The organism is Vibrio sp. 10N.247.311.51, assembly GCF_041467855.1.
In the GTDB taxonomy this organism is placed as follows: Bacteria; Pseudomonadota; Gammaproteobacteria; order Enterobacterales; family Vibrionaceae; genus Vibrio; species Vibrio coralliirubri.
Map to the genome: position 1 here is coordinate 71,325 of NZ_JBFSVK010000025.1, position 23,500 is coordinate 94,824.

The 23,500-nt window shown below is 43.4% G+C and carries 19 protein-coding genes and 1 riboswitch; of the genes, 15 read left to right on the plus strand and 4 right to left on the minus strand.

Annotated features, from left to right (window positions below; translation table 11 throughout):
• The first annotated feature begins 343 nt into the window (after nt 1-343).
• The 6 genes from AB6E85_RS19525 to AB6E85_RS19550 all read left to right on the plus strand — a co-directional run bounded on the left by AB6E85_RS19525 (nt 344) and on the right by AB6E85_RS19550 (nt 7,804).
• Nucleotides 344-571, plus strand: a complete 228-nt coding sequence (locus AB6E85_RS19525; protein ID WP_009846577.1) for a hypothetical protein — start codon at nt 344-346, stop codon at nt 569-571.
• 215 nt (nt 572-786) lie between these two features.
• Nucleotides 787-2,244: a TolC family protein gene (locus AB6E85_RS19530; RefSeq protein WP_050621131.1), complete on the plus strand. Its 1,458-nt coding sequence runs from the start codon at nt 787-789 to the stop codon at nt 2,242-2,244.
• Nucleotides 2,245-2,247: 3 nt separating this feature from the next.
• Nucleotides 2,248-3,222 (plus strand): HlyD family secretion protein, encoded by a 975-nt coding sequence (locus tag AB6E85_RS19535; protein ID WP_019820704.1) that lies wholly within the window; start codon nt 2,248-2,250, stop codon nt 3,220-3,222.
• 7 nt (nt 3,223-3,229) lie between these two features.
• Nucleotides 3,230-4,534 carry an ABC transporter permease gene (locus AB6E85_RS19540; RefSeq protein WP_372143790.1) on the plus strand — a complete coding sequence of 435 codons (1,305 nt, stop codon included), beginning with the start codon at nt 3,230-3,232 and terminating at the stop codon, nt 4,532-4,534.
• Nucleotides 4,531-5,703, plus strand: a complete 1,173-nt coding sequence (locus tag AB6E85_RS19545) for an ABC transporter permease (RefSeq protein WP_372143792.1) — start codon at nt 4,531-4,533, stop codon at nt 5,701-5,703. The genes AB6E85_RS19540 and AB6E85_RS19545 overlap by 4 nt, the downstream gene beginning before the upstream one ends.
• Before the next feature lie 559 nt (nt 5,704-6,262).
• Nucleotides 6,263-7,804 (plus strand): sodium:alanine symporter family protein, encoded by a 1,542-nt coding sequence (locus AB6E85_RS19550; protein WP_017059723.1) that lies wholly within the window; start codon nt 6,263-6,265, stop codon nt 7,802-7,804.
• Nucleotides 7,805-7,992: 188 nt separating this feature from the next.
• On the opposite strand, the gene AB6E85_RS19555 is transcribed toward AB6E85_RS19550, so the two are convergent.
• A complete protein-coding gene (locus AB6E85_RS19555; protein ID WP_164091120.1) occupies nt 7,993-8,166 on the minus strand; it encodes a hypothetical protein in 174 nt (57 codons plus the stop codon).
• Between the two features lie 323 nt (nt 8,167-8,489).
• Nucleotides 8,490-9,224 (minus strand): chromosome partitioning protein ParA, encoded by a 735-nt coding sequence (locus AB6E85_RS19560; RefSeq protein ID WP_048606944.1) that lies wholly within the window; start codon nt 9,222-9,224, stop codon nt 8,490-8,492.
• 609 nt (nt 9,225-9,833) lie between these two features.
• Nucleotides 9,834-9,954: riboswitch (glycine riboswitch) on the plus strand.
• Nucleotides 9,955-10,082: 128 nt separating this feature from the next.
• On the opposite strand from AB6E85_RS19560, the gene AB6E85_RS19565 reads away from it, so the two are divergent.
• The 4 genes from AB6E85_RS19565 (at nt 10,083) to AB6E85_RS19580 (ending at nt 15,142) form a co-directional block, all read left to right on the plus strand.
• The gene (locus tag AB6E85_RS19565) at nt 10,083-11,453 is read left to right on the plus strand and encodes an alanine/glycine:cation symporter family protein (protein WP_372143795.1); all 1,371 of its coding nucleotides are present in this window, start codon (nt 10,083-10,085) and stop codon (nt 11,451-11,453) included.
• Between the two features lie 383 nt (nt 11,454-11,836).
• Entirely contained in the window at nt 11,837-12,649 is an 813-nt protein-coding gene (locus AB6E85_RS19570; protein ID WP_372143797.1) for a transcriptional regulator, read from the plus strand.
• A complete protein-coding gene (locus AB6E85_RS19575; protein ID WP_372143799.1) occupies nt 12,646-13,107 on the plus strand; it encodes a hypothetical protein in 462 nt (153 codons plus the stop codon). Before AB6E85_RS19570 ends, AB6E85_RS19575 begins: the two co-directional genes overlap by 4 nt.
• A gap of 559 nt (nt 13,108-13,666) precedes the next feature.
• Nucleotides 13,667-15,142, plus strand: a complete 1,476-nt coding sequence (locus tag AB6E85_RS19580) for an aerolysin family beta-barrel pore-forming toxin (RefSeq protein ID WP_372143801.1) — start codon at nt 13,667-13,669, stop codon at nt 15,140-15,142.
• A gap of 106 nt (nt 15,143-15,248) precedes the next feature.
• Here the strand turns inward: AB6E85_RS19580 and AB6E85_RS19585 are convergent, their stop codons facing one another.
• On the minus strand, nt 15,249-15,893 hold the full coding sequence (locus AB6E85_RS19585; RefSeq protein WP_372143802.1) for a LysE family translocator: 645 nt from the start codon (nt 15,891-15,893) through the stop codon (nt 15,249-15,251).
• Between the two features lie 298 nt (nt 15,894-16,191).
• Between AB6E85_RS19585 and AB6E85_RS19590 the strand changes: the two genes are divergently transcribed.
• Nucleotides 16,192-17,664, plus strand: a complete 1,473-nt coding sequence (locus AB6E85_RS19590) for a carboxypeptidase M32 (protein ID WP_372143804.1) — start codon at nt 16,192-16,194, stop codon at nt 17,662-17,664.
• A 306-nt stretch (nt 17,665-17,970) separates the two neighbouring features.
• Here AB6E85_RS19590 and AB6E85_RS19595 read toward each other — a convergent pair whose 3' ends face one another.
• Nucleotides 17,971-18,894: a LysR family transcriptional regulator gene (locus tag AB6E85_RS19595; protein ID WP_372143806.1), complete on the minus strand. Its 924-nt coding sequence runs from the start codon at nt 18,892-18,894 to the stop codon at nt 17,971-17,973.
• A 280-nt stretch (nt 18,895-19,174) separates the two neighbouring features.
• Between AB6E85_RS19595 and AB6E85_RS19600 the strand changes: the two genes are divergently transcribed.
• The 4 genes from AB6E85_RS19600 (at nt 19,175) to AB6E85_RS19615 (ending at nt 23,205) form a co-directional block, all read left to right on the plus strand.
• The gene (locus AB6E85_RS19600) at nt 19,175-20,116 is read left to right on the plus strand and encodes a ribokinase (protein ID WP_061039681.1); all 942 of its coding nucleotides are present in this window, start codon (nt 19,175-19,177) and stop codon (nt 20,114-20,116) included.
• A gap of 2 nt (nt 20,117-20,118) precedes the next feature.
• Nucleotides 20,119-21,009, plus strand: coding sequence for a nucleoside hydrolase (locus AB6E85_RS19605; protein ID WP_061039680.1), 891 nt, complete (start codon nt 20,119-20,121; stop codon nt 21,007-21,009).
• A 13-nt stretch (nt 21,010-21,022) separates the two neighbouring features.
• Nucleotides 21,023-22,375, plus strand: a complete 1,353-nt coding sequence (locus AB6E85_RS19610; protein WP_248336611.1) for an MFS transporter — start codon at nt 21,023-21,025, stop codon at nt 22,373-22,375.
• 98 nt (nt 22,376-22,473) lie between these two features.
• Nucleotides 22,474-23,205: an oligogalacturonate-specific porin KdgM family protein gene (locus AB6E85_RS19615; protein ID WP_248639838.1), complete on the plus strand. Its 732-nt coding sequence runs from the start codon at nt 22,474-22,476 to the stop codon at nt 23,203-23,205.
• Nucleotides 23,206-23,500: the final 295 nt, after the last annotated feature.

A 23,500-nucleotide genomic window follows, 5' to 3' on the forward strand; every position in this document is an offset into this window, starting at 1 on the left:
AAGGAGTTTATTGTTGCCAAGCTATACGTTGCAATTTTAAGACTGCGCTTTAAACCGGATTTTCGGTTAACAGAAAGGCAACAACTCTTCACTCGCTGGACGTATCGATAAGTAAAAGTTACTCGTTCGCCGTTACGAATGATGGACAAACGGATTAAGTATTCTCCCCTATTCATCCATCGCTATTTCAAACTCGGCTAGCCAGACAACGAAGAGGTGACTGATAAAATCAGCACCCAATAATAAAGCATTGATGAGCAGGAAGTATCGATCAGTGGCAACGTCCAATAGAAACAGGATAACAAACATAACGTATAAACATTGTTGAAAAGGAAACAAGGCAATGAAACGCGATAACTTTGGAATTTGTCTTACTAAGACTATGCTGTTCAAACACTTACAATCGACTTTTACTCACGTAAGAGCCTATGAGAAAGATGGCACCTCCCCACTCGATCTCAAGGTATTGTTAGCATTCCCGCAAATGTCAGGTAGAGATTTATTACAAACAATGCAAGGTTCAAGACAATTGGTATGGCGCGCCGATCACCATTGTCCTAGCTTTAAATAAGCCACTTCATTTTGTAAAAACACTTCTATACTGAACTTAAAGAGCACGCTTATGCGTGCTTTTTAAGTTTCATTTATCTTTGATATTCACGTCACTCAATCTTATTTACACTTGATTAACGAGTTATGAGAATTTCTATTCATATGAGACAATCTATTCAAGACAAATGACTATCGCCCTGTTAACATTAGAGTTAATGCTCTAATTGGTATTTAATGCAGATGACCAAACCAAAATTCCGATACCTTGCGATCGCCAGTATGCTTCTCGGCACTATGGCTTCGCCAGGCTATGCAGCTCCGCTCACTTTTTCTGAAGCGTGGCAAATATTGCAAGAAAACAACAACTCACTTGCGGCTCAACAAGCCAACGTTGAACGTTATCAACACCTTCAGAACTCAACAAGTAGCCTCAATCTTCCTTCTATTACCTTAGGGGCTAACTACACGCACCTTGATAGTGATGTGACGATTAATGGTGAACAGTTTGCCGATAGCTTAAGTGGCGTACCAGCTGGTTTATCTGGTATTGGAGCCGTATTACCTGGGTTAACTTCATCTCTCGGTGGCATCACCTCTACCATTACCGAACAAGACATCTTTAGCTCTTCCATTCGCGCGGTGTGGCCTATCTTCACTGGTGGTCGAATAACCGCTGCGCAAAATGCGGCTGAAGGTAAAAGCGAAGAAGCGCAAAGCCAACTGTTGATGGAGAAACAAGCTCGCTACGAAGACTTAAGTAAGTATTACTTCTCGGTGATCTTAGCGGAAGACGTCGTGAGAACGCGTCAAGCCGTTGAAGCAGGCTTAACTCAGCATCGTGATTTCGCCATCAAGCTTGAACAACAAGGACAAATCGCCCGAGTAGAACGCCTACAAGCCGATGCTTCTTTAGATAAAGCGATTGTAGAGCGCACGAAAGCTCAGAACGATCTTAAAATTGCGCAATTGGCGCTGACTCAGATCCTTGGTCAAAGTGAAAGTGTAGAACCCTCTGAACAACTGTTTATCAATAAGAACCTGCCTCATATGGACGTGTTCATTGACCAGACACTCATGACCTATCCCGGCCTTAAGATTCTTGATGCAAAAGAGAAACAAGCAAGCAGCTTAATTAAAGCCGAGAAAGGTAAATACTACCCAGAAGTTTATCTTTATGGTGATTACAGCCTGTATGAAGATGACTCTCTAGCCAGTGAAATGAAACCCGATTGGCTGGTTGGCATCGGTGTGAATGTACCACTGCTTGACACTTCAGGCCGTTCCGACAAAGTCGCCGCGGCTCACAGTGCCGTATCACAGGTGCAATTCCTTAAGTCACAAGCCAAGCAAGACTTAACCGTGTTGGTGCAAAAGACTTACCTTGAAGCAAACCAAGCGATTGAAGAGGTTCAAGGCCTAAACTCGAGCTTGTCTTTAGCTCAGGAAAACCTATTACTTCGTAAAAAAGCCTTCACACAAGGGTTATCTAACTCATTAGAAGTGGTTGATGCCGAGCTTTATCTTGCGAGCATTAAAACCCAGCAATCTGCTGCTCGCTTCAAATACCTAATCTCTCTCAACAAGCTGTTAGCGCTAACCAGCGAAATGAATGCTTACTCAAGTTACTTAACCTCTTCTGTTCCGTCTGATTTCGACTCAAAAACAGACACCGATAGCCAGTCAAAAGGATAATTCATGAAACCTATTAAGCCCCTTCTTCTATCTTTAGTTGGTATCGGCGTTATTGGCTGGGTCGGATACAGTTTCTATCAAGCTTATCAACCTCAGCCGGTTAAACTTCAAGGTCAAATCGATGCGCAGCAATACAGCATCTCATCGAAAGTACCTGGCAGAATTGATGAAATATTCGTGCGTAAAGGTGATTCAGTTGAAAAAGGCGAATTGATCTTCTCTCTACTAAGCCCTGAGATTGATGCGAAGCTAGAGCAAGCAAAAGCTGGTCAGAAAGCCGCTGGTGCATTAGCACAAGAAGCAGAGAATGGCGCGCGTACTCAACAGATCCAAGCGGCTAAAGACCAATGGTTGAAAGCCAAAGCAGCTGCCGACCTGATGGACAAAACCTACCAACGTGTAAACAACCTTTACAACGATGGTGTGGTTGCCGAGCAAAAACGCGATGAAGCCAAAACACAGTGGCAAGCGGCGAAGTACACCGAAAGCGCTGCATTCCAAATGTATCAATTAGCGCAAGAAGGTGCTCGTGACGAAACCAAAGTGGCCGCCGCTCAAAAAGCGTTAATGGCAGCGGGTGCGGTAGCGGAAGTTGAAGCTTACGCAAAAGACACACAGATCCACAGCTGGTTTAATGGCGAAGTCTCTCAGGTTCTATTGAGCAGTGGAGAGCTTGCACCACAAGGCTTCCCTGTTGTGACTGTTATCGACACCAAGGATGCTTGGGCTGTGCTCAATGTCCGTGAAGATATGCTTAAGCATTTCGAGAAAGGCAGCCAGTTTGAGGCGTACCTACCGGCTCTGGATAAATCATTAACTTTCCAAGTGACTCACATCGCCGTAATGGGTGATTTCGCAACTTGGCGCTCAACAGACGCAGCACAAGGCTTCGATTTACGTACTTTTGAAGTAGAAGCGCACCCTGTCGATACGAGCGAAACACTGCGTATGGGCATGAGCCTAGTGGTTGAGCTTTAGGTGACTTATGTCTGCTAACTATCGATCTACAGGTTCGCAATCTACTGGATCGCAATCTAGAGGCTCGCAACCAACTGAGCATCATAGAGCGAAGAATACCTTGCTTAGGCAGTGGGCGATTGTCCGCAAAGACAAATGGTTGTTGTCTTGCCTAACTTGGATTCCTGCCAGTATCTGGCTGATTTTTTCACAAGGGATCGCTCGTGACTTACCGGTCGCAGTTGTCGACCTTGAGCACAGTCAAATCTCGCAACAGTTCACACGTCTTGTTGATGCGTCACCAACGCTGCAAGTCACTCAGAAATACAGCTCTGCGAGTGATGCGGCGAAAGCGATGATCGAACGTGATATCTATGGTTATGTTGTGATACCAAGGCACTTCGACCGAGACCTTCTGCTCGGCTTGAATCCGCAAGTGTCTGTATTCTATAACAGCCAATTTATCTTAATCGGTAAGCTGGTGAACTCTGCCTTGCTGCAGGCTCAAGGGACTTTTAACGCGCAACTTGAAGTCGTGAAACAGCTGTCACACGGTGATACCACGGTGCAATCCGCATTAGGCCAAGCAGTAACGGTACAAAGCCAGATCACGCCGCTGTTCAACAAGAACACCAGTTATGCACAGTTCTTGGTGTCTGCGGTTATTCCTGCACTATGGCAGATCATGATTGTGGTGGGCACGATATTGGTTTTGACGGCAAACGTTAGAGCTCGCGGCCTTAATGCTTGGTTATCCAACGCCCCTATGAAGTCACTCGCATCAACATTAACGCCCTACCTTGTCTTGTTTTTGATGTTTGGTATCGCGTTTAGCTTTTGGTTCTATGTGCTCTTAGACTGGCCATTTAACGGCAGCTTTGTGGCATTAACCATTGCCCAACTGCTAACCGTCATCAGTTGTATCATCATGGGTTGTTTGTTTTTCTTCTTAACACTTGATCCTGCAAGGGCGATGAGTTTCGCTGGCGCGTTTACGGCACCAAGTTTTGCGTTCATGGGTATTACCTTTCCAGTCACAGACATGAACACAGCTGCTCAAATTTGGAGAAGCTTATTGCCCGTGAGTCATTACATCGAAGTACAAACGGCGCAGTCTAGTTATGGTGTGAGCGCAGCACAGTCTTTGATCAGCCTCTCTTCTATGTTGTGGTACGCGGTTCCTGCTTTGGTGGTAATGTTGCTAATTAAGAAACACTTGGCGCAATCAACTCTAACTGCACAAGCAGATCCATCTACAAAAGCAGCTTTATCTGCAAAAACAACGCCGTCAACACAGCCAGAAGCATCAGCACAACAAGGAGTAAAACGATGAGCTTTACTCAACTGCTCAAGCAAGAACTCTTAGCGGTACTGCGCAACCCTGTCGTGCTTCTTACAGTATTTGGTGGTGTGGTCTTCTATTCATTCTTGTATCCATTGCCTTACGCGAACCAAGTTCCTCAACAACTGAAAGCTTCGGTTGTGAACTTGGATAAGAGTCAAAGCAGCTACCAATTAGAGCGAATGGTGGATGCCACCTCTCAAATCGAATTGGTCCGTCGAGACTCCACCATCGCCGATGCAAAACAAGCCGTGCTTAACCAAGAGATTGGCGGCTTCCTTGTCATTCCAGAAGACTTCTATAAAGACTTGCTGCTCGGTAAGAGCCCGACACTTTCTTACGCTGGTGATGCTTCTTACTTCTTGGTCTACGGAACCATTGTTGAAGGGCTTGCCAAGGCCGGTGGTACGTTAGCTGCGCAAGTTAAGGTCAGCCATTTGTTAGTCGAAGGTGTGCCTTTAGAATCGGCAGCCAAAGGCTACAGTGCATTCAGCTTGAACCTGAAACCAACGTTTAATAGTCGCATGGGATACATCGATTACGTGGTTCCAGCCGTCTTTGTGTTGATCCTGCAACAAACCTTAGCCATGGCTTCTGGTTTAGTAGGTGCAACCCAAAACGCTCAATCGACATTTGGCTACTGGAGTAAGACCTCTCCAGCGAAACTGATGCTTGCTCGCTGTTGTACCTTAGTCGGCATTTATTACTTGTTGTCGATGTACTACTTCGGCGCTAGCTTTTCGATGTATGGGATAAATTTGCTCGCCTCAACAACACAGATCTTAACCTTACTTCTGCCCTTCTTACTGGCCAGCTGTTTGATCGGGATTTTTATTGGTGAGTTAGTGCCGCGAAGAGAGCTAGTCACGGTTGTAGTGTTAATCAGTTCAATGCCACTGATCTTCTCGTCTGGGTTTATCTGGCCAGTTGAAATGATGCCTGAATGGTTAGTTCTATTATCACAGCTATTCCCAAGCACACCGGCTATCCAAGGTTTCTTAGCACTTAATCAGATGGGTGCATCTTGGCAAGAAGTGGCGTCTCAATGGACATTACTCTGGGGACAAGTTTTGTTGTGGGGTTCGTTATTGGCACTTAAGCTCTACCACAAATCCAGCAAAGGCACGGTTGGCAATAGCAATAGTCATCGAGCCGTTTAGTTTTATGTGCTAGCGGAAAGTATTCATGCTTTCCGCTCATCAAAAAGCTCTGATAAAGGGCTTTTTTAATATCCTCAGATCCGAACACACCTTTAGCCTTCGTATGTTTAAACACCTCGAAAACATATCGAATACTCGAACTCCCCTACGTTCCCTCTATGTCCCTACAGCCCATCACTCTGAATTCTCCTTCATTCGCCTCTATAACAGCTACTGCATATGCTTTTCTCAGCCAAAAAAGCATCGACTTATTCCCAAACGATGACAAAACCCGAACAATTGTAAATTTATTGTAAAAATTTCTTTGTTGGTATTATTTTTATGTATAGGATTATCAGTAGGACTTGGTAGCCCGAATACCATAGTCTTATTGGTGCACATACCAAAAGGATATCCATACAAAGCAAGATCAGTACTTATATTTATTTCGTTTTTCGACCTAGCTACAGCCGTTTATGTTGCCGTCGAATGAAGTAGATATACCGCTGAAATATACAAATCAAATAGAAAACAAACACAACAGCAACAAACATAATTTATTAAAAAGACAGGGAAAACCATGAAAAACATACGTGAATTATTTTTTGGGTTTATATTATTGTTTAGTTCCAGTGCATTTGCAGAAGAAGGATCATTTAACCAAGCTATCAGCAACTTAAGTCAAAGTGTTGATGGGTTTTTCAACGAATACACAGGTTGGTTCGTTGGGCTGATATTTAAAAGTGTACCGATTGGTGAAGCTAACTTCCCCGTGATTGTTGGCTGGCTGTTGCTCGCTGCGATCATCTTCACTGTTTACTTTGGCTTTGTTCAATTTAAACGTGTCGGCATGGCGATAGACATTATCAAAGGTAAGTATACCGATCCTAACTCTAAAGAGGACGGCGAGGTTTCTCACTTTCAAGCGTTAACAACGGCGCTTTCTGGTACTGTCGGGCTTGGTAACATTGCCGGTGTGGGTGCTGCACTTGCGATTGGTGGTCCTGGCGCGACATTCTGGATGATCTTGTGTGGCCTTCTGGGTATGGCTTCTAAGTTCTGTGAGTGTACTTTAGGTGTGAAATACCGAACTATCCTACCTTCAGGTGTTGTTTCGGGTGGTCCAATGTACTATCTAAGCCAAGGTCTGGGTGAAAGAGGTTTGGGCGGACTAGGCAAAGTGCTCGCTATTGGTTTCGCATTAATGTGTATTTTGGGCGCATTGGGCGGCGGTAACATGTTCCAAGCTAACCAAGCACACGCCATGTTAACTTACGCATTTGATGTACCAAGTGAATACGGTGTGATCACTGGCCTTGTACTTGCCTCTTTAGTTTTCTCTGTGATTGTTGGTGGTATGCCTTCTATCGCATCGGTAACGGAAAAAGTTGTTCCTTGGATGGCTGCTCTGTATATCGGTATGGCTCTGATTGTTATCGGTTCTAACCTTGATCAAGTTGGCCCTGCGTTCAGCGCAATCTTTACAGGTGCATTTACTGGTGAAGGTGTTGTTGGTGGATTCATTGGTGCGTTAATTCAAGGCTTGAAGCGTGCAACGTTCTCGAACGAAGCAGGTGTAGGTTCAGCAGCTATCGCTCACTCAGCGGTTAAAACAAAAGAACCAATCACCGAAGGTCTAGTATCACTATTAGAACCGTTCGTTGATACGGTAATCATTTGTACAATGACAGCATTGGTTATCACTATCGCTGGTTTAAACGTAGGTCCATTCGATGGTTCTGGTTTAACGGGTGTAACGCTAACGGCAGCATCGTTTACTGAAACGGCAGAAGTATTCAAATACACACTCGCTCTCGCGGTAATCATGTTTGCGTTTTCTACCATGATCTCTTGGTCGTACTACGGTCTTAAAGCTTGGACTTACCTATTTGGTGAAGGCAAAACAACGGAGCTGATTTTTAAAGTGATGTTCTGTGTGTTTGTTGTTATTGGTGCCACGATTCAATTTGGTGCGGTAATCGACTTCTCTGATGCAGCTATCTTTGCGATGTCTATCTTCAACATTCTTGGTCTGTACTTCTTGATGCCAGTTGTGAAGAAAGAACTGCAATCGTTTGTTGCTCGTGTGAAATCAGGCGAAATCAAAACGTATGAGAAATAACGTTGAGTGGAATGAGGTTTTACTCTAGTAGCTAACTGGATTCTAAGAAACGATACAGCTCTAAAAACGAAACTGTTCTAAAAATTTTTGTAAGACCCTTTGCTTGAGAAAGCGAGAACAGGACTGCAACTTATTCAAAATCCCTACCAGCTTGGCTTGTGGGGATTTTTTATGTCTGAATGATTAGGTTAATTGTTATCTTCAATGCCCTGCTCACTCTTTTCGCCCTTTTCACTATCGTGTTCAACATCGACACGACGAACCAACTCTTCTACTTCGATCATCTCTTTTTGCGCTAATGGCGAGCGACAATCATCGAAACAATAAGCTATGGTGCAGTTCTCACAAAGATACTCTGGCATCACTCCATCCCTTGTCGTCAAAGCAGCCAAATGCGAGCTAGCAATCGACTGCGTGTTCATCCTGAACAATACTATTATGCAGCGACTCTGATCTGAAAATATGTATGCAAAGTCATTTAATAGACAACAAGTGACATATCATTATGGTTATACGTAACTATTCACAAATATCTAAGCAAACAATGAAAACACGCAAATAATCAATAATGAGAAAGCACCGGATCTATACTCCCGAGAAAACGAAAAACGCCCACATCACGTGTGTGATGTGGGCGTTTCAATATTTACTGTAAAATCAATATTAGGCTGGTAAAGCCTTCGGCTTATAGACCCATCTCTTCAGTGAGCGTTTTGATCTGCTTGAGATCCATTGTGTGCACTTCAATCATTTGTCTGATATCGCTCAGTCGAGAGTTAGCGTTATCTTGCTTCTCACACGCGTCAGATTTCGCGTCCCATGATGTGCCATCTAAGTAAACATCACACGCTTTCTTAAGAGAGCCTAGGTTCTGCTCGAGTTGATCTCTCTCTTTCTCAAGCTTTTCAAGTTCTTGAGAAATCTGTAGTTCTTTTCGGAAAACTTCACGCGAACGCTCAAACAAAGTCGATTGCATGTCAGCCTGACGATTAAGTTTCTGGTTGTCTTGCTGAGTTTGCTCTAACGTTTGCTTCTGTTCATTTAGCTGTTGCTCTAACGAGTAGTTCGCCTTCTCTAAGACCGAAGACTGTTTTGCTAATTCTTGGAGTTCTTTTTGATGCTCTTCCGTTTGTTTCACTAGAGCAGCTTCTACTTTCGCATCGATTTCGGTATCAACTTTTGCCACTTTAGTTTCAACGGATGTCATCAACTGTGCTCTGCTGTCATGCAGTTCTTGATAACGAGTTTCGAGTACCTGATAAGTGGACTCCCACTTAGAAGCCGTAACTGTAGAACCGATTAAGCCACCCAGAGCTAAGCCTATAACCGCAGCAATGCCGATATAGAGCTGACTGCGCTTATCGCGTTCTTCAATAACAACCACTTCATCTTGTTCGCTTTGTCCAGATTGCTGGTTCACTAGCGGGTACTCCCAAAAATTTGTTTAACGTTACGCGGTCACTGGCACGAATGCCAATACTGATTGTGAAGGCTCAGTTAAACCTATCGCTCAAGCCAGAAGCACTTAAGCTTTGCTAACACATTCATCCCACCTGTTTACAGGCAGGTTTAACGAGTTAACTCCGAAATCATCAAGCTGGCAGTATACAAAAGGAAGCTGCTAACGATAACTATCACTACCCATTTTTGCAGTTTTTCGTTTGTCCGGTAACGAAATAGTACAAATGCCAAAGCCAATAAAAAAACAATCGCTATTAGTCGAGTCATAACTCCTCCTTGTTTCTCTATTTTATACCATTTAAATAAGCAAGTTACGTCAGAGACTCGTTGTTTGATCATTTAGTTGAACAACATTTGTGCAAACAGATATTTTGTAGCTGACATCACATTTTATATGATCTAGGATACGCCTACAGATTACCTAATTATTTAGGTAATTGTTCCGATGAAGACTGCAGGAGAGTGGTTTTTAACTAAATATTAACATTTAGTTAGATTGACCCGCCGAAGAAGTAAATCTTTCAGGTGCTTTATGCTGGAGAAATCCAGAAAAGTGAGGACTGTCGTTGGAGGAACCTCTGGAGAGAACCGTTAGATCGGTCGCCGAAGGAGCAAGCTTAGTGCCCGTTACTTATTCTATAAGTGATTCGCTAAGTGAAACTCTCAGGCAAAAGGACAGAGGAGTGGAAAGCAACAGCCTTAATTAACAAAAGAATTCTATCTAGAAATCCGTATGTATTAAGTAGTGCTCCCGATCCCTGTGATCTGCACTGCCTTCCCTCTTCTCCTTAAATTTTTAATTTATTAAGGGGAATCTATGAACCACCTACAAGCTACACTGCAAACCATCAACCAATTCGTTTGGGGACCACCACTACTTATTCTGCTAGTGGGTACAGGTATCTACTTTACTTTTCGCTTAGGCTTACTCCAGTTTAGACACCTCCCAACCGCACTGAAAATGGTGTTCAGCAAAGACAAATCCGGTACGGGTGACGTATCGAGTTTCGCGGCTTTGTGTACTGCACTTTCAGCAACCATTGGTACAGGTAACATCGTTGGTGTAGCGACCGCAATCAAGATTGGTGGCCCTGGTGCCCTATTCTGGATGTGGCTTGCCGCTGTATTTGGTATGGCGACCAAATACGCAGAATGTCTACTCGCCGTTAAATACCGCAGAACCGATAGCAATGGCGAAATGGTTGGCGGCCCAATGTACTACCTGCAATACGGTGTCGGCTCACGAATCTTGGCGGTAGTGTTCGCTGTCTTCGCGCTCGGTGTTGCTTGCTTCGGTATCGGTACCTTCCCACAAGTCAACGCTATCTTAGACGCAACTCAAATCTCATTTGGCGCTTCTCGTGAGATGTCTGCTGTCGTTCTTACGATATTAGTGGCGGTGGTAACCCTTGGTGGTATCCAATCTATCGCTAAAGTAGCAGGGAAAGTCGTTCCTACTATGGCGGTGATGTACGTCGTCGCGTGTTTAAGCGTTCTGATTTCAAATGCAGACCAACTACTGAATGCCATTACCCTTGTTGTTACTTCTGCGTTTACCAACACAGCAGCAACCGGTGGTTTCTTTGGCGCGAGCATCATGCTTGCTATCCAATCAGGTATCGCTCGTGGTGTGTTCTCAAACGAATCTGGCCTAGGTAGCGCACCAATGGCTGCAGCAGCGGCTAAAACAGACTCATGTGTGAAACAAGGGCTTGTCTCTATGACAGGTACCTTCTTCGATACCATCATCATCTGTACGATGACAGGTTTGGCGCTTATCTTAACGGGTGCTTGGCAGACGGACCTTTCAGGCGCTGCGATGACCACTCACGCATTCGCTGTTGGTTTGAATGCAGACACCCTTGGCCCTATGTTGGTTTCTGTTGGCTTAATCTTCTTTGCGTTTACAACAATTTTAGGTTGGAACTACTACGGTGAGCGTTGTGTTGTGTTCTTGCTAGGTACCAAAGCAGTATTACCTTACAAGATTATCTTCATCGCCTTGGTGGCTTCTGGTGCATTCTTAAAGCTCGACATGATCTGGATAATAGCCGACATCGTGAACGGCCTAATGGCAATTCCGAACCTAATCGGGCTTATCTTGCTGCGCCACGTTGTTATCGAAGAAACCAAGCTATTCTTCAAACCGTTAACTTCTTCAAAAGATTGTGAAGCAGTTAAAGCGTAACCTGAATTGATTGAATACCAAGCCCGCACTCAACTGCGGGCTTTTTATTTTCATCACATAGCGAAACGTCTTAAATTATTATGCAGCACATATGCCCTTATAAATAACAAGAATATTAAATCGACTACTATGCGATTTAATAAAGCAAATAGAAGACTACTAAAAAGGACACTAATAAAACCAACACTTAATTAGATATTACTTATATTTAACAGATTGTGCGTTGGTGTCAGGCGTTTTGTCACAAACATATTAAATTTCTTTTTTGTTTCAACAACACAAAAACCAGAAGAATAAAACATGTGACTTTAATTCATATATTAGTCAGTTTATAGTCATCTACATTGTAGAGAGAATTATAATAAAAATAAAACGTTGGCTATATGATCAGATTCGACCCGATTAAAAACCGTATTTATAACGATGAACGTTCTATTAAAGTAGGATACCGTGAAACTCGAGTTCTGGAGTTATTACATAAAAACTCACCCGATATTGTTAACAAACAAGATATTATTAGCTTCGCTTGGGGAAACGAGTTCATAGGGGATACGTCACTAGCGAAAAGTATAAGTCTACTGCGCCAAGGGTTCGTTAGATTAGGCATCAAAGAAACCCCAATCGTCACCGTTCCTAAGGTGGGCTACCGCCTTATCGATGAGTGCGTGGTAATCGACTCGCCCGTCAATAATGCAGCCACAACTCCCCTTGCTGCTGCGAGCAACCTAATACCCGTCGGCAATAACGGTATTGCTATCGGTGCACCAGTTGCAGTCGAACCTAAGCCTAACCCTAAACAAAGTTCTTCGGCTTACTTCCCCACAGCTGAAAGCCGAAACAAGTTGTGCTACTTCACCACTGGCTGCTTACTGTTGGCATCAGCGTTATTGGCTTTTGCTAAGGTTAATGAGAGAAACCTCAGCGATATCAACCCCGTTAACCGGCTCAGTGAGCAATGGATAGGTCAAATACAAGTTTTCCAAGCCCCTGAAATGGCGATGACGCCAGAGCTAGAAAGCATTCTCTATCAATATCAATGTGATTGTGTGGCGTACATTAGCGAAGAAGCGGAATATTCAGAGCTCTCTATTCTCAACAAAGCCACACGCCAGTCCGTCAACATCTTTTACACGCCAACCCAACTAGATCAAGCCAGTACCGAACTGGCGTTATTCCTAGAAAGAGGTCAATTATGATGCCAATCGTTGCGCTCATTTCTGCATTCGTTTTATTGGTTGGCATATGGAGTATCCCTTCGCCCCAACCAAAAGAAGAGGATCGCTACCAACATAGCGTGGTGGACCTAATAGTGAATGACAATGTATTACGTACCGACGGATTAACGAAAATAAGTAACAACAAGGTGCTGCACCTGATGTCCGTTCAAGATGACAACATGCCCGACCCACTTGTTCTGCGATTCAGGGGAACAGCCCGCCCTTCTCAATCACTTTTCTTTTCTATTTCTGGCACCATCGACTTAGTCTCTGTGCAAAAAATAAATAAAACAATGAATGACAGCCGATTGTCGCCTTACCTGTTAATCAACAATGACCCATTAACGGTAAAGATTGATATCTTAAGTTCGAATGATTTATTCGCCATCATTAAAACGTGTAATACAGGCCGAACGCAACTTCTGGCCAAACGATAATTAGAGATAGTTTAACCACTAGCAACAAGTGTCCTATTATCAAGTAGCAAGCTTTTCCGATATTACACATAAAAAACGGATGGTTATTTTCATTATTTTATCAGTAATACAATTATTACCGTCTTCCTTACTTTAAGTGTTTGCATTTTAAAACCGATAGCAAATCAAAATATTCAAGTTAGATTTTTACTCCTTATCACTCACTACTTGCCCACCTTAAAACTACGAGCATTGTGAATGGTTATATCTGTTCTTTTAATTAACCATTCATACAAGCGCCAAAAATAACGTCAAATGATTTTGACGTCTAAGCCCGAATAATGGGCCTTCATTTTTCTAAAAACGGTTTGAGCCCCATCAAACAATTTACGTTTAGTTGCATATATTTTCACCATAAAAATACTAATAACAATACAAGCCATTGAATTAACGGGGTAATTTAATTCAACCCTTTTCAGTATCTATCTATTTATCAACATGAAAAAGTGAACTTGTCTTGTTAACTGCACGGCACACAAAACATTATCAAAATAGAAAATTACAAATGAGGGAATTGTTAATGATCACAGTAAACAGAAGTCTCTTAGCAACCGCAGTGTTGTCTGTTCTATCAACCGGTGTAAATGCGAAGATTTACCCAGACCAAATAGTGTTTGACCAACTTGGTGAAGATGTATGTCGCTCAGGTTATCGCCCTATAGACCGTTATGAAGCCGAAGAGCAGAAGAGTGCTTTGGTCGCTCGTATGGGCACTTGGCAGATCACCGGGTTAAAAGGAAACTGGGTAATCATGGGGCCTGGTTATCATGGCGAAATTAAACAATCAAGCAGTGGGTCAACGTTCTGTTACCCAAACAACGACCAATCTGAAATCCCTAACTATTCCGCCAAATCGGTTCAGGAAGGTAGCGAAATTGATGTTCAGTATGAATTAGTGAACAACCGTAACGACTTTGTTCGCCCATTAAGCTATTTAGCCCACAACCTAGGTTACGCATGGGTTGGCGGTAATAACAGTCAGTACGTTGGCGAAGACATGACGATAAAGCGCTCTGGCAACAGCTGGGTGATACAGGGAAATAACAATGGCTCTTGTAGCGGCTATCGCTGTGATGAAAAAACCAAAATCACCGTCGACAATTTTGCCTACACCGTTAACGATGACAACTTTTGGCATGGTGACGTTGTCGAGTCGGGTCGTGAACTAGTGAAGACGGTTTACGCGACGGCAAGAAACAACAGCAACATCGCACAACAAGTGGTGGTCGACCTAAAAGTAGACGAATCAACAAACTGGTCGAAAACGAACAGCTATGGATTCTCACAAAGCGTTCAAACAGAAAATACCTTCAAGTGGCCTTTGGTTGGCGAAACTAAGCTCACCGTTAAGTTCGAGGCTAACCAAAGCTTCGCAGAAACAAATGGCAACTCCACTAGCGAACAAGTCACACTTCAAGCTCGTCCTATGGTTCCTGCGAATTCGGAGCTACCGATTCGAGTTGAGCTGTATCGTTCAAGCATCTCTTACCCGTACCGATTCAACGCCGACATTAGCTACGATGTTGAATTCAACGGCTTCCTTCGTTGGGGTGGCAACGCGTGGCACTCCCACCCAGATAACCGCCCGTACAAGGCTCATACCTTCACCATGGGTCGTGGCAGCAGTGAATCTGCCGACATTCGCTACCAATGGGATCACCGTTACATCCCAGGTGAAACAAAATGGTGGGATTGGGGCTGGGCGATTAAAGAAGCTGGCTTATCAAGCATGCAATACGCGACTGGCGGAAGCTTACGCCCCTTCCACTCTTACGTGTCTGGAGATTTCTACGCTGAATCTCAATTTGCAGGTACTATCGAAATTGGACAAGCAACACCAATTACTAACAATCTACGCAGCAAAAGAAGTACTGATTCCGTCAACGAATCTACTGAGCGCATTGGCGACATCGAAGTTACCACCAACTTTAACGCCGATGAGTTGAGTGACTTAGGTTTCGAAGGTGCTGAGATGAACATTAGCGTCGTTGAATAACTGCGCTGTTGAATAAGATCGGTACAAAGATCTACCAGTAATAAAGCACAAAGCCCACGACACATCGTGGGCTTTCATATATTCATGTTCAACTGGAAACGGTGAGCTACACAGGCTCTTCCATCAGAAGCTTAACACCTAGCCCAACCAGCACCATGCCCGTCACGCCTTCCATCCACTTCATAAAACTCGCGTTCTTGAGCAAGTTTTTAGCAGAATTAAGAGCACCAGCCAAACCACACTGCCACACCATCGCAATCATAAAGTGTACCGAAGCCATCAACATAGATTGCAATAAAGGTGAACCTTCAGGGTTTACAAATTGAGGTAAAAAGGCCAGATAGAAAACTGCCGTTTTTGGGTTAAGAACGTTAGACAAGAAGCCTTCACGCAAAGAACGCTTTGCACTGTAAGCTTGTTGAGCTTGTTGAGCTTGTTCTCCGACCTTCAAACCGCCACCGTTTTTCATCAAAGCTCGTAAACTGCTTAAGCCAAGCCAGATGAGGTAAACCGCACCCACCATCTTAACGGCTTGAAAGAGCTCTGCGGATTGGGCGAGGATTGCAGATATACCCACCGCAGAGAAAAACGCGTGTACATACAAGCCGCTACAAATACCAAAGCTCGTCATACAACCGTCAGCTAAGCCAGAGCGGCTGGTATTACGAATCACCAAAGCCGTATCTAAGCCCGGCGTTAGCGTTAAAATAGTGATGGCAATTAGAAATGCCTCAAAGTTCAAAATATCCATATCATTGTCATTCTTGTTCAGCGATCTATCATCAATACCGTGTATCTGAACAATTCGCAAGCAACAATTGCCACCAGCTATACAACTCACTGATTTTGTGCACAATAGAACAGTTTAATTTGTTAATAAATAGTAAATTCAAGGCATCGTACCGCCTCATGCTTTTCTCGCTATATCTTCGACTGCGAAGGTCGGCGTCATTAAAAAGCAGAGCCATAATAAAAGTACATGAGAGATGAGCCTTAACGCTGACACAGCCCTAAGGATCATTTAAAGAAACCAAATTAAGAGTAGTCAAATGAGCGCATTCAAAAAACTAGTCGAACACTCTCAAAAATGTTCACGCTTTCAACACCTAGCCTCTATTTGTGGTTGGGACCAAGCTTCCATGATGCCTGCCGGTGGTAACCAAGCCCGTAGTGAAGCGATGGCCGAACTTTCGGTTCATATTCACGGGTTGATGACGCAACCACAACTTGGTGATTGGATTGCAGACGCTGAAAACGAAGCGTTAAATGGCGAGCAACAATCGTCTCTGCGTGAAATTAAACGCCAATGGCAACAAGCTAACCTACTTCCAGAAAAACTGGTTGAAGCGAAATCTCTAGCGGGTTCAAAATGTGAACATGCATGGCGCAGCCAACGTGGTAACAACGACTGGGTTGGATTCGAAAAGAACTGGCGTGAAGTGGTTGAGCTGTCTCGTGAAGAAGCGCAGATCCGCGCCGATGCAGCGAACCTAACGCCTTATGATGCCATGCTGGATATCTATGAACCGGGTACCAGCTCTGCTTCGCTTGATATCTTGTTTGCAGACGTTAAAACCTGGCTACCAAACCTGATTGACGAAGTCATCGAAAAGCAATCGAGCGAGCAATTTAATGCGCCATCTGGTATCTATTCGACCGAGAAACAGAAAGCACTGGGTTTAGAAGTCATGAAGCTGCTTCAGTTCGACTTCGAACACGGCCGATTGGATGAAAGTGTTCACCCATTCTGTGGCGGCGTGCCTTCAGACGTGCGTATCACAACCCGATACGACGAAGCGGAATTCGTTCAAAGCTTAATGGGTATTGTGCATGAAACAGGGCACGCGCGTTACGAACAAGGCTTACCAAAGCACCTAGCAGGACAACCGGCGGGTGAAGCGCGCTCTATGGGCATCCACGAATCTCAATCTTTGTTCTTCGAGATGCAAGTTGGCCGCAGCGACCCGTTCATCGGGCACTTGGCAAACTTGGCGGGTCAGCAATTCTCAGGCTCAGAGTTTGAGAAAGAGAACTTCCAGAAGATCTACACGCGTGTGAAGAAAGACTTCATCCGTGTCGACGCTGATGAACTCACCTACCCTGCACACGTTATCTTACGTTACGAAATTGAGCGTGACTTGATCAACGGAAAGATCAAACACACCGACGTTCCAGAGTTATGGAATACCAAGATGCAGTCATACCTTGGCTTAAGCACTCAAGGCAACTTCACAAACGGTTGTATGCAAGATATCCACTGGACAGATGGCGCATTCGGTTACTTCCCATCTTACACATTAGGTGCGATGTACGCGGCTCAGTTCATGGCTTCAATGAAGAAAACTGTCGATGTGAACTCTGTGATTGAAAGTGGCGACCTATCCCCTATCTTCACTTGGTTGGAATCGAATATTTGGAGTAAAGGCAGCCTGCTGACCACCGATGACTTGGTGAAAGGCGCAACGGGCGAAACCTTGAATGCGCAATACTTCAAAGATCATTTAAGAAGTCGTTATCTGTAGATAAAACACCCAACAACATTAAAGTGTTCTACTTGCAGAGCTTGCTGTGTAAGTAGAAACAAGCTGAAAAAAGCATAGTACATGTATTACTCCCCTTAGTAACCCCACGGCCTGATGCAAAGGTCGAAATGTCAAAGGCAAACGTGGTTTATTCCTTGATCACACACCGCAAAGCAGCGCTCTCTAACTCAAAGGTGGACAAAAGCTTGTCAGCGCATTTGCTAATTTAGCGAATTACGGATAACTACAAGTATGGAAAATTGCCAAACTTGGTGCCCAGTATTGTTGGATACTAATCACCAATAGTTACCTTCTATGTTTTTTAAATCGAATTAATTCATTAGTCACATGCTCGAAGAAAGCTGTCAATACAACATTATCATTCTTGTCAAGATACAAAGCACACAAGTGAGCCGGTAACTTTTCTCTGAGCTTAATAAAATGTACATTGCTCCAACGGTGATAGCTAAAACTAGTTGGAACTATTGAGACTAGATTACTGCTTGCCACAATTGAAACCAGTGTGTTTGGCTCATAAACCTCTTGGGCAATATGGATATGATGCCCATGTGTCATAAAGGTATCGACAATCAACTTGGATGATGCCGAGTCCTGCCTTTGCATAAAGATAAACTGCTCATCTTTTAGCTCATCAATCGAGATCATTTTTCTGTCTTTAAAGGCATGGTTGTTGGCAACCACCACGCACATTTCATCATCAACCATTTTTTCAGCGGTCAATGGCGTTGTATTGATGGTGTCGGCAAATCGAACCAAACCGATATCAATTTTATGTTTATCTATGCTCGATTTCTGCTCTTCTGGGGTCATCTCAAAGATCTGAAAGTCGTAATCAGGGTAAGCATCTTTAAAACTGCGCAGCGCATCCCCCAGCCCAGCCCAAAAGAACGAGCTGATGAGTCCGACATTTAGCGATTTGCTTTCATTTCTTCCCTGCTCGATCACCTTGCGCACAGATGTATCTAAAACTCTGAAGATTGTCTGACACTCCTCAAAAAGAAGCTGGCCAGTATTAGTCAGCTCAACGGTTCGTGTATCACGGATAAATAGCGGGCTACCAATAATTCGTTCTAGCTCTTTAATCTGAGCACTTAATGGTGAGTTGGAGATGTGCAGTTTTTTTGCTGCATTGCCGAAGTGTTTGTCCGTGGCAACTTGAAAAAAGTAGCGGAGCATCTTAAGTGTGATCTTTGATGAGTGATCTAGCATGGTTTCCTCTGTGATCTTTATCACGAGCTGTACACGATGTGCCCATACTCTGATAGAAAAAATGAGTAAAGAGGTCACAAAATTTAATTGCCTGTTTAATAAGGATATTTTCACCAATAATAACAGGCTGTCTACTAATCAGACCAAAAACCTCTGTTATTAAGGAGTAATAACAATAGGATTGTGCCGAGTAACAGCATAATAAGTACTTTTTTTGAGATATACCAGCTTGCATGAGTTCTAGATACTGCCACCACGTAATCTTGAACAGGCGTTAATCATGGATATTTCATCAAACCATAAAGGTGTATTTGTCGCAGGCTCTTACAACCTTGATATTGTCTCGCGAGTGGCTTCATTCCCTCAAAAGGGAGAAACAGTACGTATCCTATCTAAAAAGTTTCTTTCTGGTGGCAAAGGGGCAAACCAAGCCACCGCATGTAGACAAGTAACAAAAGACACGCACTTCTTTGCCAAAATTGGTCATGATGACTTTGCTAAACGAGCTAAGCAGCACCTAGAAAGGCAACAGTTTGCCTCTCTCACGTTAGCTGAAACCTACCATTCACCGACAGGTGTTGCGTTGATCACGGTTTCTGAGCGTGAAAAAGATAACTGCATTGTGTTGGACCTGGGGGCAAATCTGAAGGTGAGTGATGCGGACATTGAAAACCTCACTCCGCAAATAGAGCAAACTTCCGTCGTCCTTGTGCAATTGGAAAACAATATTGAAGCGGTTGCGGCAATGTTGCGTAAGGCAAAAGAGCAGGCCAAAACCACCATCCTAAATCCAGCGCCTTACCATGAGCAGGTCCATACCTTAGTCCCACTAGTAGATGTGATTACCCCCAATGAAACCGAAGCCTCTGAGCTAAGCGGTATTGTGATTCATGATATTGAGACAGCAGAACAAGCAGCGCGTTTTATTCATCGTATGGGGGCAACCAACGTCATCATTACCTTGGGCGGCAATGGGTGTCTAGCTTATGACGGTAATGAATTTAAGCGCTTTTTGTCGTACCCCGCTGAGGTGATAGACACCAGTGGTGCGGGAGATGCGTTTAATGGTTCACTCGCGGCATCCTTATCTCTGGGTAAATCCTTAACGGAATCAATTAGCTTTGCGACAGCCTTTGCATCGTGTTCAGTAGAGAATGAAGGGGCTGCGAACATGCCTTCCATGACGCAAGTAGAAGCAAAGCTTGCGACTGTAAGGAAGTAACAATGCGCAACATTATTATTGATACTGATATCGGCGATGATGCTGACGATATTTTGGCATTAGGTCTCGCTTTATCGACAGAGCAGCTCAATCTTGTGGGTGTGACAACAGTATTCAAGAACACGCGCCTAAGAGCCAAAATGGCAAAGCGTGTGCTTCAGCTAGCAGGTCGCGAAGACATCCCTGTCTATGCTGGGTGTGAACATCGTATTAATGGCGAAGAAAACGATGACGAAGAAATCCCCTGCCAGTACCAAGGAAAAATGGATAGCCAGCCTATCGAAACCGAGCATGCTGTCGAGTTCATGGCTGATGCTCTCTCACAGGAAAAACTAACCATTGTTGCCATTGGTCCATTAACCAATATTGCAACACTAATAAAAGAACACCCAGAGTTAATTAAAAATATTGATGAATTGGTTTTAATGGGAGGATGTTATTACCGACATGTCAATGAATGGAACATTATCTGCGATCCCGAAGCTGCCGATATTGTTTTTAACTCTGGCATTGATATTCGTGCAGTTGGTTTGGATGTTACAACTAAATGTCATTTCGATGGTGACTATTTATCTCAGGCTAAAAATAATGCCAATACAGAATTGAAAAAGATTCTAATAGAAAGTTGTGATGCTTGGTTTGATAAAACAGGATTCACTCCAATTCTTCACGACCCTCTTACTGTATTTGCTCTGCTCGAAGAAAGCGATATTGAATATAACCAAGAACAAGTTCATGTCGAATTAAAAGGCGAATACACAACCGGAATGACGGTGTGTACTGAAGATGGAATTTGGGGCAGAACACCAAGTAACCCCAACTGTTTAATCGCAAAGAATTTAAATTATTCTCGATTTATTAAATTTTTCCTAAATAACGTGTTTCTAAATTAAAGGTGAGGTCATTATGGCTTTAAATAGAATGTCGGTCTTAGAGAAGATTGGCTTTGGTTCAGGTGATTCTGCAATCAACCTATCCATGATATCTGCAGGTATGCTGATTTACGCATTCCACGTTCAAATTGTTGGTTTAACCCCTGTTGATGCAGGTTGGCTACTGCTACTGGTTCGTATTATTGATGCGGTAACCGATCCGGCAATGGGCTGGGCAACGAACCGTTACAAGTCGCGTTGGGGTCACTATCGCCATTGGATTGGCTTTGCTGCAATCCCTATGGGTGTCTCGATGTACCTGATGTTCACCACGATTGGTGACACTTATAAAATGCAGCTCATTTGGGCGTACGGCACTTATATATTCAATACGTTGATGTTCACTATGGTGACAATTCCTTACATCTCAATGATTGGTGTAGTGACGGATAATCCAGACGAGCGTATTACAGCAAATTCGTGGCGCTTCACAATGGCGAAAACGGCAACGCTAATGTGTACATCATTGGTTCCATTCTGGGTGACATCACAAACGGATCAGGTACAAGGCTATGCAACTTCGTTTGCTATTCTTGGCACGATTGGCGCAGCATGTCTTCTATTTTGTGCATTCACAACTCGTGAACACATCGAGATAGAGCCAAACACTGTACCCGTTAAACAACAGCTAAAAAGCTTAGTTAGAAACGACCAATGGATCGTGCTGTGCTCTGCTTGCATCACACTTATGCTTGCCTTCTTGGTACGTGGCAACATCGCCTTTATCTACGGGACAGAATACGCTGGCGCAAGTTTTGGTGTACAAATTTCCGTTTTTCTAGGGATGTGGTCAGTCGGTGGCATCCTTGCCGCAATCGTGTCAAAAAAACTGACCAAACATTTTTGTAAGATTCGGGTGTTCCGCGTATCGATGTACGCCTCAGCACTCATGGGCTTGTCGATCTACTTCTTAGTCGGCCAAGGCGAGTTCGTTGCTGCTGTTATTTGTTACTTCCTTTACTGTTTCCTAACTGATCTTAATACCCCAATTTTCTGGGCACTGATTTCTGAGGTAAGCGACTATGGTAAAAAGAAAACAGGTATTGATTCATCAGGCATTTCGATGGGTGCAATTTCATTCTGTCAGAAGCTTGGTATGGGCCTATCCGGTATTGTAACCGGTTATACACTGCAATATTTTGGTTATTCAGCAGACGCAGAGAAAACACAAGAAGTATTAGAAGGCTTATCGTTATCACTCTCGATCACACCAGCTATTTTCTTCTTAATTACTGGCCTAATTATGCGAAAATATATTATCACAACCGATTACTACAATAGCATGATGAGTAAACCTGCGGATGGGGTGATATTAAACAAGCACTAAAAACCATCGAAACAAATTAAAAATAAAATTTCTTGGTTAAATATTAATTTTTATAATCTAACAAAAAATATAATCAATAATTAAAGAAAGAGTAAAAAATGAATAAAATACCCCCTCTATCTATACTCGCAGCAAGCATGATGTTCCCTACTATTTCGATGGCAGAAAATTCCTTAGAAAATGAGGAGATATTAGATAATAATCCTGTTTATATAGAGTTCTATACACGTTATGAAGAAGAGCGTAACGTAGGTCTTCAAGGTTTAACTGGTTGGATTACTTTTACTGACTTTTATGACATCCAGTTTGGTGCGGAAGTGAACACCGATGGCTATTATGAATATAACCTAGGCAAGTTTGTTCCATTGACGGAAAAAGCATGGGTTCATACTTATGTTGGTTATACACAATGGAACTACCGCTTGTCGCTACGCGCAGGCTACAACTTCGATAACGGCCTAATGATAAATGCACGAGTTCGCCCTGAATTCGGTTATGACGATTGGATTGGTGAGGATGAGAACGGTAACGAGGTGAACTACGGTACTAACCTATCTGTCCGTACAGACCTATTTGTTGGCTATAACTCTGATCGATACGAGTTCTTTTACAACCGTGTCGATAATTTTGAAACCGATGAGGAAATTGCCGACACCTTCCGTAATGGAACTCACATGGCAACGGACCATGAGTTCCGCGTCACTTATACTGCTAATAAATGGCGCCCATACTTCCAAGCGACAATCATGAAAGATGGTTTTTTTGATGGCATATCCTACGAAGACGATCTCCGTTGGCAAGTTGGTTTTGCGCTACCGATGAACATTTAATCTAATTTTACTTTAAGCATCCAATTATTCGTAAGATACGAGACAACTATTACTCGCGGTAATAGTAACAACTAATGCCGCGTTTATCGTATTTTGCTGTTTACGAATTCTATTATAATTTGTTGTTCCATTTTCCCTACCACTCAGCACTGCAGTGAAATAATATTTACCAAGCTAGAGTTATTTGAAAAAGTAGGTCCAATACCCATCCACAAAGTACAACGAGTAAGAGTGCTAGCTTGATGTATGGAATCCACTCCCTCCTTAGCAATCTAGACTTAGGAGTGTGAGAAAA